The organism is Bacillus sp. AFS017336, from assembly GCF_002555445.1.
Lineage (GTDB): Bacteria > Bacillota > Bacilli > Bacillales > Bacillaceae_G > Gottfriedia.
This window is the reverse complement of record NZ_NUCO01000145.1, coordinates 33,999-47,162: the sequence shown is the minus strand read 5'-3', so window position 1 is coordinate 47,162 and position 13,164 is coordinate 33,999. Positions and strand designations below refer to the sequence as shown.

Sequence of the window (13,164 nt, the reverse complement as noted above, 5' to 3'; positions counted from 1 at the left end):
TTCATCGTAGTATTTTTCCTTTTCTATACCAATGCACCAGCATGATCAAATACAACTTTTCCATCAACAATTGTTAGTCGTACCTTCACATTAGGAATATCTTCCTCTGGTATTTCAAAAAGATTTTGCTCTAGAACTACAATATCAGCAAGCTTCCCTACTTCTAGAGATCCTAATTCATCTTCCCTAAAAGTACCGTAAGCTGAGCCGCTTGTATAAGCTTTTAATGCTTCGGCCAGTGAGATCCGCTCATGTGGATGCCATACCGTATTTCCGCTGCTGTCAATTCTCGTTACTGCACGATAGATTTGCAAAAGCGGATTCAAAATATCAATCGGAAAGTCGGTTCCAAATGCCAGTTTAGCACCTGCTTTTTGTAATGTATTAATCGAGAAAACATGCTTTTCGCGTTCTGAACCAATCCGATCGGTGTAAACACCTCTTTCGGACATTGCTAAGTGATCCGGCTGCATCGAAGCAGTAACTCCAAGCTCTTTGAAACGATGGATATCATCAGGATGAATCACCTCAATATGCTCAACTGAATGACGTGAATCCCTCTTACCATTCACTTTCTTTGCTTCCTCGAAAGCATCTAACGCAAGACGAATCGCTCCATCACCGATCGCATGAAAACGAATACTAAAGTCTTCTTTATCTGCATCAACGACCCATTTTTTTATCATCTCAGGAGGGAAAGACGTCTCACCGCGTGTTTCTATTTGATCTGCATAAGGTTTTAGTAAATAAGCAGTTCGTCCAGTAATGATGCCATCGATAAATTGTTTCAGTCCTGACACACGGAGTTTATCCGATTGATACATATCCCGCAATTGTTTGGCTTGAAAGAGATTACCATTTAAAGCAGGCCATAAATGAATACGCGTAGTTAATGTTCCTTTGTCTTCGAATTCTTTGAAAACATTAAGTGCTTCTATTGATTTTAGAGCATGTAAGTCATGTACAGCAGTTACCCCTAGACTTGCCGCGTATGACAAGAAATTAGAGAAGATTTCATTCTTTTGTGTCTTTGAAAAATTGAAAGCAAGGCGGATAACCGCATCCATTGCTTTTTCATATAAAATACCGTTTGGTTCTCCGTATTTGTCTTTACTGATCGTACCGTAAGAAGGGTTTTCTGTATTTCGATTAATGTTAGCAATCTCCAAGGCTTTCGTGTTTACCCATGCATAATGCCCTTCAGCGTGAAACATGATTGCTGGACGATCAGGAAGGACACGATCCAATGAATGGCGAGTCGGTAATTGTTGGGTTTCCCAATAACCTGAATCCCATGTAAATCCGATTACCCATTGATTTTCCAATTTTGCATCGGCGAATTCGCGAATCATTTCTATTGCTTCACCTTCAGAACGAGCAGCGAACAGATTGACACTATTGAGAGAAACAGCACCTTGCATAATATGAAGATGGAAATCATGGAATCCTGACATAATTAATTGGTCATTAAATTGATAGATTCTCGTATTCTCGCCTATATAAGATTTGATGTGCTCCTCAGAACCAATATCAATAATTTTGTTTCCTTTAATCGCAATAGAAGCAGGCTCTGGTTTATCCGAAACCCCTGTAAATACAGCATTACTTGCAATAATCATATCAGCTATTTGTTGACTCATTATCACTCAATCCTCTCATAATGTGATTCTCTCTGGGGATAAAATAATATCTATTAATCTATATCCCCTACATAGTTTAAAACGGTTTCTCTTCTTTAATCTTTAAAGCAATTAAACTGGCAAAAGTGCTGAACAATAGGAGCCTGTCGTACAGAATTCAGGTTTTACTTCTGGTGAAAGTGGCTACTTCTTATTAAATTCCGCTCTGCGTTCATAATATTTTTTTTAGATTTTATCCCTTATAATTGAGCCTCTTTAAAGGAAAGCTCCGGCGGAGGTTGTCTAAACATTTTTGTTAAGTTTAATAGAAAGATAACTCCTATAAGAAGCCAAGTACCACCTAGTAATAATGAATGTTTATCTAGTTTTATAAAAAACAATCCAATGAGTGCTGCACCAATAAGTGGGATCATCAAATATTGAATCGTTTCTTTAAAAGACCTTTGTTCTTTTCGGAAAAAATAGTGAGCAACAACTGAAAGATTTACAAAGAAAAAAGCGAACAACGCTCCAAAACTAATTAGGGATATGGCCGTCGTTAGATTTAGAAATAGAGCACTTAACGAAATTACACCAATTATTAAAATATTGACTACCGGTGTACGATATTTTTGGGATAGATATCCAAAGATTTTTTTTGGCAACACATTCTCCCTTCCCATTGAATACAAAATACGAGAGGCGCTTGTTCCGGATGCAATGGCTGAAGCTGTAGTGGCTGTTAGGCCTACTACTACAAAGAAACTAGAAAATATGTGTCCACCGATATACATTGCAATCTCTAAATAAGCAGATTCAGGATTTTTGAAAGACTGAAAATCCGGAAAAATGAGTTGCGCAAAATAAGAACCTGCGATAAATAAAAATCCGCCAATCAACGTTATGAGATAGATAGCTTTTGGTAACGTTCTAGTAGGATTCTTCGTCTCTTCAGACAACGTTGTTACTGCATCAAAACCTAAAAAGCTAAAACATAAGATAGGGACAACAGATAGAAAAGCAGAGACATTTATTTTAGAATCATAGAATGGATTAGTTGAAAACAATATTCCTGCTCCTTTTCCTGCAAGTAGCCCTTTAATCGTCAAAATAAAAAATAGTCCAAACAAAATAATTTGAAAGAGAAGCATGTACGTATTAAGCTTTGCTGCTAATTTAATGCCTAAGATGTTGACAATTGTTATAAATATAATGAACAATATGATCCAAACAAACATTGGTATGAATGGAAAATATGCTTTCAATGATATTCCAAGGATTAATGAGCTAATCATTGGACTTAATAAATAATCAATGATGATTGTCCAACCAACGATAAACCCAATATATGGATTAATTGATTTTTGCGTAAACGTATATGCCGCTCCAGCATTAGGGAACGCTTTCACTAATTGAGCATAGCTATAAGCTGTAAATAACATCACAACTAACGCCAAAGCATAAGCGGTTGGCATCATCCCGTTTGTGCTGTGTACAGCGACCCCATATGTTGAGAAAAACGTTTTGGGAGCCATGAAAGCTAATCCAAAAAATATGACAGGCATCAAAGTAAGAGAGCGTTTAAGTGTTGGTGAATTTGTTTTTTCCATTAATCAAACCTCCTTATAAATTGTTTCAAGGCTAACGAATAAAAGTTATAATTTCATTAATCTATAAATCACCTTAAATCAGATTATTCAGAATATTTATTATAAAATTCTATTAATACTCAGGAATAATATAGTTATTCATCTCTGGCTCCTTTGTTTTAGCAGGAAGCCAACATGAAAAGTATCTAATTATGCATACTTACTGGATGGTTTGTAAACATTCTCAAAAAGTCGTTCTAAAGTACTTTGCTATTTTTGTATTCTAAGAATATGTAACAATAAAATCACTCCTTTAAACATAATGATTTACTTTCAAATAATAACTTGCTGTTTCTATTTGGAAAAAGCATCACTCCATTAGAGTATGAAACCATTATAAAGTCTCGTCTAACTCCAGAGTAAACCATTACATAAAAAAAAGCCTTGAAATGATAAGTTATCATTTCGAAGGCTTTTTTCTAGTTTACTTCATCTAGAATCGGAATTTGTATTTCATAATAAGCTTCATCAGATTGATCAGTTAGAGAAACGTCAACCTGCATAATTCGAACGGCATCGCCGTTAATAACGTAGCCTTTTGTATCGCAATAATGAAGTATCTTCTTAAGCTGGGTTAGCATTTTCTCCCTTACGAGTCCTCCATAGTAGGAACATACATATAATCCTTTTTCTAGTTTTTGTGTTGGTTGATTAACTTCATCATCCTGCACAAGAATGAATAATTGCGATTGATATCCACTTAGATTATTGGAAAAATCAGTTGATTGACTAATTTCATCAAAGTACTCTTTATTAATAAAATCTCCGAATTTATTACTTGCTAATACTGGAATAGTTCCACCAATCCTGCTTTCAAGATCCAAAAATCCAAAATAGAGATTTTCTTTATCATCCCAACTTACTGGTCTGTCTAACTGAATATATTCTCGTTCTTCAAAATGCTTAATAACGATATCCGAATTCCTGTAACTGTTTGTGAAATCTTCAATATTGTTTATTCGGCTAAGCAAAGTATTATGAATATCTTGCAATTCCTTTATTTTCTCTTGTATATTAACTATTGATTTTTGTAGTAATTGAACCGATTTACTTACGTTGCGATTCGTTAAAAATTGTTTTATTTCCTCTAATGATAAACCTACATTCCTTAATTCTTTTATTGTTCCAAGAACTTCATATTGATAAATAGAATAATAACGATAGCCATTATTGGAGTCAATATGATACGGTTTTAGCAATCCAATTTTATCGTAATGACGTAACGTATCCACGGTGACACTTCTCAACCTCGCCATTTCTCCTATACTCAGCTTATTTTGCATCATTTCTCCTCCTAACCTCAAAAAGTAATCATTATGAACTTTAAATTTTTTAATGTTTTAAGAAAATTCAAAAGTTTCGATATTAGAATCTTACCTGACAACCCCATTTATAACAATAGATTGATAGTGTGGTAGGGTGTTATTTCAATTGATCAAGCTTTTCATGTCCAATCTTTACCAAAAAATTGTCCGAATTAGAAAATTAATCTCTATATCACTAATGACCAATTTTAGTTTTTGAGGATTGGAATATTAATTTCTTACATATTATTAAGATCAACAAAATGAATGGAATAATTAGTTGATATGAAATATTTATATATAAGTTCGTACTGCTAACAATTCTATTAAAAAAAATTAACCATATTATTCGAATATTTACTTGAAATTATAATCATAACAACAGAAATAGTTAGAGAAAAAATCCAATTACTTTTAATCTTATATATGTTTTTCATTCCTTCAATTGCTCCCATTTGAAAAACAACTATTCTCTATATAGTTGAAATAACAATAATTAAAACAAATATTGAAGCAAATCTCTTATCGACAACTTTATCAAAATTTAAATCTGCAGATGCTTTATTTGTCCCCCTGAATGTTTGGTCAGCTATTGCATATGGACTACAACCATCCAGACTTGAAAGATGCATATAAAGGTGGATATGATTTCGTTAATAATGATAATGATCCAATGGAAACGACCTATGCTGATTGGATTAAAGCTGGAAAACCAGGTACTTCAAATAGAACAGACTATTCTTTTTTCTACTGCTTGTTCGAACTCAGTTATATATGATCCAACTTTTTTCATCGCCTCATCATATTTACTTTAAGAAAAAAAGCCTCAATTAGCAGTTCTTGATCTTCAACTATCGCATGCGTTAATAGGCTTAAGATTTTACATATTGACATTTTTTTAAAACAACTGTAACATGAAGTAGACTTCACGTGAAATAAACTTCATATGAAGAAAACTTCACTTTTTGCGTGGTTAATGGGTTAGGAGAGATATATTTTGAAAAATATGTTTAGGGATCGCTTTTTATTGTCAAGTTTGCTCATTGTATTTGGGAGTATAAAATTAATTTTCAATAAATCGGTAGGATTTAATTTTGGATTTATCTTGTTATTATTAGGCGGAATACTTTTGTTATATTCAATAGCCTCTTACATTAAATCTAGAAATAACACTGAAATAGAAAAGGAATTATCAAAGGAGTATGACGAAAGAGATATGATAATTGATGGGAAAGTTGCCCATTTTTCCTTGAATTTGCTGCTATGTGAACTTTTAATTATTATGTTTTTATCCAATTTTGTTGTAATTTCAACAAATGCTGCATTATTTATACTTTTAGTTTCATTGATAATAAGTGATATGGTATCTAGAAAATTTTATAATCATGTCCTTTAATTAGGAGGAGTTATGATAAATAGAGTGAAAGAATTGAGAATGAAACATGATATAACACAACAAGAATTAGCTGATAAAGTAGGTGTATCTTCAAGAACAATCATCTCATTAGAAAAACAAAAATATAATCCATCTGTTCAACTTGCATATAAAATAGCTTCAGTTTTCAATTTATCAATTGAAGAAACTTTTATTTTTGATGAAGATGACAAATAATTTTATTACATTACTTAAACAAACAACGGAGGAACAAAAATGCTCATAATCTTATTTATTTTTGGAATAATTTTAATTACTTGGGGTCTTTATCGTATGAGAACAGACAAAGGCTTATTTGGAAAAAGTCAAAGAAGTAAAAACATATTCAATTTATTATTAATGGGAGAAGCATCTGGATTAGGACAATTTTTGGGTGGAGTTTTATGTATTATCATAGGTGTCATCGCTTATTTTATTAAGTAGTAACAAATTAGAATAATGTGGTTACTTCAACTAAACTGACATTTAGCCACTCATTCAGCGCAAGCGCTGCACCACAGCGAATGAAAATATTTCTACGTGTCTACGAAGAAGGTCATTGCACTATGGTGCCTTAGAGCCCATCATTTAATCTGACTCCGACGACAACGATGTACCACCGAATGTCAAGCTGGTTTACCCACTTACCGTTTTTCATTGCATCACCTACGACATACCCCCTTTACTTTTACAAAATAACGAAAAAGTGGATTTAAAAACATTGCAAGAAACATATAAATTTAGTGCAAAAGAAAAAAACTAAATCGTTTTTAAAATAATTGAAAAAAATAGCTGTCCGTCTCAAAGTGATGGATAGCTATTTTTATTTAAATTTCATTCAAATAGCTGATCATAGTAAAGTAATGAAGTAGAAATAGCGAATCAATACTAAGTCATTTTCCAGCTATCTTTATTTGATCCTACCTTTTCCTCTAAATTAGCTAAGGCTACATTTAAGGTTTTAGTTGCTGCATTTACTTCTGGTTGTGTAACTTCTTTATCTTTTAATACTTTATCAGCATTCTTTAATTCTTTCTTAAGTATTGCTACACTTTCCTTAGTATATTTTGATAAATCCTTATGCTTTACTTTATTTATTAAATCTTCTAGAGAAGATTTATCTGGTGCTAATTTTAAATCAAGGTAAGACTTAAGTAAGTTATTATAAGCTTCATCTACTTCTTCTTGAGCTACATCTTCATTTCCTAGAACCTTTTTAGCGTCTTTCATTGTTTTTTCAAACTTTTTCCAAGCTAATTTAATATATTTGTCTTTATTTAAGCCTTCAACCATATTTACTAAGTTTTGAAGATCTGTCTTATTTATATTCTTCTTCACTAAAGCATCTATAGTTGTCTTTAAGATATTAAATGCTTCATCTACTTCCTTTTGCATTGCATTTTCATCAGCTAATACACCTTCTGCTTCTCCAAGAGCTCTTTGTAAGTTAGCCCATGAATCTGATGTATACTCTTTTTCAACTAATGCTTTGACCGAATCTACAAGAGTTTGTAAAGCTTCCTTATTACCTTGCTTAAACTCAAGCATCTCTATTGAATTAATTAATCTCTTATATGCAGCATCTACTTCTACTTCTGTTGCATCATCAATTCCATAAACTTCTTTAGCCTGCGCTAATGATTCATTAAATTCTTTAACAACGGCTGGTACTACGCCTTCTAATCCACCATTAGCTACCAATTCATCAGCATTGTCTATAGCGATCTTTAATGCTGTCTTATCAACTTCTCTTTTTAAAGTTATTTCATATTTAACTTCTTTAAGTCCATTTTCGGATCTTACAATAACCTCTAGCTTCTCTGAATTATTTACAGTATAAACTACAGATGATGATGCATTATTACTTGCATCTACAGTTATTTTTGGTAACTCTTCATTAGCAGCTAGTTTAATTGTGTAGTTGTAACTATCAGCTGCAAAATCTTCTAAAGCTTTATCATTAACTTTTATTCCATTTACAACAAAATTTGAATGTTGCTCTACTCTTTCTTCAAAAGCTCTAATTTCATTTATTGCTAATGACATATTTTTATTAGCTACCATTTTTACTCTTAGTGCATATGTTTTAACCATATCAAATGTAAAAATATTTGGAGATGTTGAAGATGTTGAATCCGGATTAGCAACAAAATTTGTTACTGTTGCCCAATTTTTATCATCATTTAATGGGTTTTCACTATCGATCGATACTTGTCCTGGATTACCTGGTAAAATAATATTTTTACCAATATAGTATTGGGTTTCTATATTACTAGGAATCTTACATCCTGAATCTTCAAAGAAACTAACCTGTAAGTTATTTATATATTTTTCTTCTGGTATTCCAGTTCCAAAAATAATTCCAACCCACTCAATATCTCTAGAAGTACTTTGCCAGTTAGTCCATCTTGTATTATCCTTATTATCATTTAGATGGTTTACACTATCATTTGGAACTTCATTGGTAAATGAAGCTATTGCCATAGGTAAAGTAAATCCATTCTTAAAACCGGCAATATTATCTCCTTGCACTGTTTCATTAGTTACTCTGATACTTGCAGTTACAATTTTATCTGTTCCTTCTATTGTTCCATTTATAGGAAAAATTCCAACTTTACTTAATAAGTCTTTATCATAATCTTTCCAAGTAACAGGAAGGTCAACTATTGTTCCATCTGTATAGTAAGCCTTTACCGTTCGTGGAAGCTCTGGCTCTAGCTTTACATTAGTTGCCATTGAAATATTTTGTAATGCTGATAATCCTTTTACTACAACTGTTGCCTTCACTTTTAAAGCTTGTCCCTCAACACTTCCTTCAATTTCAAATACTCCATACTTATTATATAATTCTTCTTTTACTTTACCCCAACTAACCTTTACCTCTCTTGGTAATCCAATATCATATATCGCTTTTACCTTTTCTGGTAATACTGGTGAAACTCCCTTATCTGTTTCAACATTTACTTTTTCATATGAAGTAATAGTCTTTTGGGCAGTATTCTTTCCAATATTTATTACTAAATCTTTAGTGGTAATAGTCTTACCACTATAAGTTACCTCTGCATTTAACGTTACTGTTCCTTCTGTATAGGCATATAATTTACTTCCTTCTATCTTGGCTTTTCCTGTATTATCTGAAGATAAATTATATTTTACTTGTAGCTGATCTGGCGAAATTAAAGAATCATCTTCTAATAGTCCTTCTACTTTAACATCAACAATATCGTCTTCAATTAGATCTTCTTTAGATAATTGTATTGTTGCTGAAGTTAATTTTGGATCGCCTTCTGAAAAATTAACAATATAATTATTAGTTGTTCCATCTTCTGCTATTACAATTATAGTAGCGTTACTATCAGCATTTAATGCTGGAACTACAAATACACTTGCATTATCCTTAGCTGTAGCTGTAACTATTGGAACCTTTGATCCATAAGGTAGATTAATTCTGTATTCATTAATCTTTTCGTTAAAGTTTTCAACAGATCTATCATCTACTTTAATATCACTTAGTAACCCTGTACCTTCCATTTCTATTACATCAGAATAAACATAGAATTCAGTAAGCCCAACTGCTTTATTAGCTTCAGTATCTTCCTTTAATAAAGCTCTTATTTTAGTTGTGTTTACTTCATCAAAAGTAATTTCTTCTTTATCTATTGCTGAGAACCCTTTTGTCTTACTTTGATTAGAAACTCCAACCCACTCATTACCATTCCAATATTCAACTAAAATCTCACTTGGAATCGCAACTCCATAATCACTATATAATGAAGTTCCTATTTTATTTACTGAATACTTCTTATCGAATTCAATACCAATATAATCATCATAATTTTCTCCTGGTTTCCCCCAGTTCGTCCATCTATTTTTTGGATAGCTCTCCTTAGAAACCACGCCATCATTTATGTCATTTATACTATCCCATCCTTCAGTATATGAACCGAATGGCTTTGGATAAGCTTCACCTTCATTTAATGCTATATTTACTTCTTTAAAATTATTAGTTACAACTACGATTGCTTTAGGATGTATGCCTGCTAATCCGGTAATCTTACCCTCTATTGTAATAGTTTTAGGTGAATTAACATCCTCTGCGGTTAACTCTCTTTCCCAAGTTACTGGGTACTTTTCTATACTTCCATCATTACTTACTACGGATACTTCTTTTGAAAGCTTAGCTTGTTTGCCAACAGGTACTAACATCCTAGCATCTAATACACCAATAACGTCTTTAACAATTACTTTAATATTTACTGAAATACCACTGCCTGCTACAGTTCCTTTAACTTTAAATATTCCAGGTTTTATTAAAGCATCCTGTGAAACTGAATCCCAAGTAACATCTACATCTTTTCTAGTTTCGTTTGAATAAAGTGCTGTTACTTTCTCTGGGAGCTTTAGTTCCCCGTTAATAGGTACGATAACATCGCTTACATCATATCCTACTATTTTATCTTCACTTAACTCTTCTTTTGGAACAGTATGTACTGTTATATTATCAGAAGAAATTCCTTGACTTGTTGCAGTTAATGTAAATGAGCCTGCATTTTTTGTTGATTGAACAATCACTAAAGCTTTACCATTAAATGCCTTTCTCTTATTATCCTTATATCTCTCAACACTTGCAGCATTACCATTATCTACTCCGACAATCTTCCCATTACCTTTAACGTCAAAATTTACTAAGTTATCAGCATTCGGTACTAAAGTACCGTTTTCATCAGTTACATCTACTGTTATAAATGACAAATCATATCCATCTGCAGCTATAACTTGTCGATCTGCACTTAAATCAATCTTTTTTGCATCTTTAGCAGTTTTAACTACATCTCTTGCAATTTCTTTCCCATTTTCATCCTTTGCAACGGCAGTTAATTTACCTGGTTTATACGGAACTCTAAATTCTAAATGGAGCTTACCATCCTTAGTCTCTTTATACGTTCCATTGTATCCTGCATTTGTAACTTCATATCCTTTACTTTCTACTAGTTTACCTAAATCATCACTTGTTACATCTTCATTAAAGTATAAGTCTACAGAATTAGCATTCGTATATGCATAAACTAATATTTTATCTCCATCAACCTTAATGCTATCGTCATTCTCCCAATTCCAGTGTGGTAATAAATGAACCATTGGCTTATCTGACCATTGACTTTGATAGAAATAAAAAATATCCTTCTCAAATCCAGCTGTATCTATAGCACCAAAATAGGAAGATTTTGATGGGAATTTATCGTATGGTGCTGGCTCTCCAATATAATCAAAACCTGTCCAAATATATTGACCTAAAACAAACTTTCTATCTCTATCAATCTTCCATGATGATTCTGCCGTTTTACCCCACGAAACATAATCATTATCATAAGAAGATTGTTGCAAATCTGGATGAAGATCCCATACTTTAGTTTGTTCAGGATGGTCATATTCCCCTCTACTTCTTAGTGCTGAGGATGTTTCTGATCCATAAATAATCCATTCTGGATATTTTTTATGAAAGAAATCATAATGATCATCACCATAATTAAATCCAACTGCATCAACCTCATTAGATGCCTTCTCATGTTCACCTTCACCATTTTCTCCCAATTGGAATAATGACTCTCCATAAGTAGTTGGTCTAGTATTATCTATCTCTTTAACCCACTTATTTAGTTTTTTAGCGGTTTCTTGTCCCTTTTCTTGACTACTTACCCATACTTCATTCCCTACTGACCACATTATTATACTTGGAGCATTTTTCCCTCTATTAACCATTTGCTTAACATCATACTCTGCCCAGGTCATATCTCCATATATAGATTTTTGTTCAAAAAATCTTGCATAATCATAGGTTTTCTTTGCTAAATACCATCCATCAAAAGATTCTTCTACAAGTAAAATACCTTCCTCGTTGCATATGTCTATTAGATGTTGTGATGCAGGATTATGAGTAACCCTAATAGAATTTACTCCCATCTTTTTTAACTTTTCAACTTGTCTTCTTATTGATGTTTTATTATCAACAGCACCTAAAGCTCCTTGATCATGATGCATACTAACACCTTTAAGCTTCATTTGCGTCCCATTTAAGAAAAAGCCATCGTTAGGTTTCATATCAAACCATCTAATACCAAAATCTGTTTTATACTCATCGACTATTTTATTATCAATCATTACAATAGTAGCTACCTTATATAAATAAGGATTTTCAATACCCCAAAGTTTTGGATTATCAACCGTTACATCTGCATTGAATTTCTTAGTAGCACCTGCACTAACTACTTCAGTAGTTACATTTTCCGCTACGCTATTTCCTTCAGCATCTAAAATAACTGATTTAACACTTACATCTTTTTCTGTAGCTTTCTCATTCATAATGTCTGTTTTAATATTAACGTTAGCTCTACCTTGTTTGTATTCGTTTTCTAAATCTGGTGTAGTTACATAAGTACCATACTCTGCAACATGAACATTTTCAGTCACGGTAAGGTTTACATCTCTATATATACCACTACCTGAATACCATCTACTACTGGGCTGCTGATTTGTCGCCTTTACAGCTATAACATTCTCAGTAACCCCATCACATACCAGATCATTTGTAATATCAAATGAAAATGGAGTATATCCATATGGATGGTTACCAACCTGCTTTCCATTCACATAAACATAACTATCCATGTATACTCCGCCGAAGTTAATGCTTATTTTCTTTCCTTCCATTTCCTTTGGAAGTACAAAGTTCTTTCTATACCAGCCAGTTCCTCCATCTAGAAATCCACCTTCATGGCGTGCTAGAGAATCTTTATTAAAATCTAACTCTATGCTCCAATCATGAGGTAACGTTACCTTTCTCCATTTACTATCATCAAAATCTTTTTCTTTCGCTCTTGCTGCATCCCCTAAATTGAATTTCCAATCATCGTTAAACGATATAGTTCTTTGTTTTTCATTATTTGTTACTATCTCACTATTAACCTTTGCTGTAGTCTCTGCCAATGTAGTGATCCCTGAAGTAGTTGTAAATACTACTGTAGCTAAAACTAAGCTTAATATCTTATTAAACTTCATATCTCTAGCTCCATTCATCAATTTTTTAACTCTTCTTTAGTATTTTGTATATTCTGACTACTCACTTTGTAATGATATTTATACGCCAGAACCAGTATCTCAACTAAAAGAATATTGATCGA

General features: G+C 32.6%; 8 protein-coding genes. 4 read left to right on the top strand and 4 right to left on the bottom strand.

The window, feature by feature from the left end:
* Positions 1 to 23: 23 nt before the first annotated feature.
* From CN601_RS24890 to CN601_RS24880, 3 genes are all read right to left on the bottom strand, one after another.
* Positions 24 to 1,640 (bottom strand): amidohydrolase, encoded by a 1,617-nt coding sequence (locus CN601_RS24890; RefSeq protein ID WP_098172693.1) that lies wholly within the window; start codon positions 1,638 to 1,640, stop codon positions 24 to 26.
* Between the two features lie 239 nt (positions 1,641 to 1,879).
* The gene (locus CN601_RS24885; protein ID WP_098172692.1) at positions 1,880 to 3,229 is read right to left on the bottom strand and encodes an APC family permease; all 1,350 of its coding nucleotides are present in this window, start codon (positions 3,227 to 3,229) and stop codon (positions 1,880 to 1,882) included.
* 458 nt (positions 3,230 to 3,687) lie between these two features.
* Positions 3,688 to 4,551: a MerR family transcriptional regulator gene (locus CN601_RS24880; protein WP_179865685.1), complete on the bottom strand. Its 864-nt coding sequence runs from the start codon at positions 4,549 to 4,551 to the stop codon at positions 3,688 to 3,690.
* A gap of 598 nt (positions 4,552 to 5,149) precedes the next feature.
* Between CN601_RS24880 and CN601_RS24875 the strand changes: the two genes are divergently transcribed.
* The 4 genes from CN601_RS24875 (at position 5,150) to CN601_RS24860 (ending at position 6,430) form a co-directional block, all read left to right on the top strand.
* Positions 5,150 to 5,350 (top strand): hypothetical protein, encoded by a 201-nt coding sequence (locus tag CN601_RS24875; protein ID WP_179865684.1) that lies wholly within the window; start codon positions 5,150 to 5,152, stop codon positions 5,348 to 5,350.
* Positions 5,351 to 5,569: 219 nt separating this feature from the next.
* Entirely contained in the window at positions 5,570 to 5,968 is a 399-nt protein-coding gene (locus tag CN601_RS24870) for a hypothetical protein (protein ID WP_098172689.1), read from the top strand.
* 12 nt (positions 5,969 to 5,980) lie between these two features.
* The gene (locus tag CN601_RS24865; protein ID WP_088011638.1) at positions 5,981 to 6,184 is read left to right on the top strand and encodes a helix-turn-helix transcriptional regulator; all 204 of its coding nucleotides are present in this window, start codon (positions 5,981 to 5,983) and stop codon (positions 6,182 to 6,184) included.
* 39 nt (positions 6,185 to 6,223) lie between these two features.
* Entirely contained in the window at positions 6,224 to 6,430 is a 207-nt protein-coding gene (locus tag CN601_RS24860; protein ID WP_098172688.1) for a hypothetical protein, read from the top strand.
* A gap of 444 nt (positions 6,431 to 6,874) precedes the next feature.
* On the opposite strand, the gene CN601_RS24855 is transcribed toward CN601_RS24860, so the two are convergent.
* Positions 6,875 to 13,042 carry an Ig-like domain-containing protein gene (locus CN601_RS24855; protein ID WP_179865683.1) on the bottom strand — a complete coding sequence of 2,056 codons (6,168 nt, stop codon included), beginning with the start codon at positions 13,040 to 13,042 and terminating at the stop codon, positions 6,875 to 6,877.
* Positions 13,043 to 13,164 lie beyond the last annotated feature (122 nt).

What these genes read in the sequence shown, in the direction of transcription:
- CN601_RS24890 (WP_098172693.1), bottom strand. Translation starts at nt 1,640, where the DNA reads ATGAGTCAACAAATAGCTGATATGATTATTGCAAGTAATGCTGTATTT.
- CN601_RS24885 (WP_098172692.1), bottom strand. Translation starts at nt 3,229, where the DNA reads ATGGAAAAAACAAATTCACCAACACTTAAACGCTCTCTTACTTTGATG.
- CN601_RS24880 (WP_179865685.1), bottom strand. Translation starts at nt 4,551, where the DNA reads ATGCAAAATAAGCTGAGTATAGGAGAAATGGCGAGGTTGAGAAGTGTC.
- CN601_RS24875 (WP_179865684.1), top strand. Translation starts at nt 5,150, where the DNA reads ATGTTTGGTCAGCTATTGCATATGGACTACAACCATCCAGACTTGAAA.
- CN601_RS24865 (WP_088011638.1), top strand. Translation starts at nt 5,981, where the DNA reads ATGATAAATAGAGTGAAAGAATTGAGAATGAAACATGATATAACACAA.
- CN601_RS24860 (WP_098172688.1), top strand. Translation starts at nt 6,224, where the DNA reads ATGCTCATAATCTTATTTATTTTTGGAATAATTTTAATTACTTGGGGT.
- CN601_RS24855 (WP_179865683.1), bottom strand. Translation starts at nt 13,042, where the DNA reads ATGAAGTTTAATAAGATATTAAGCTTAGTTTTAGCTACAGTAGTATTT.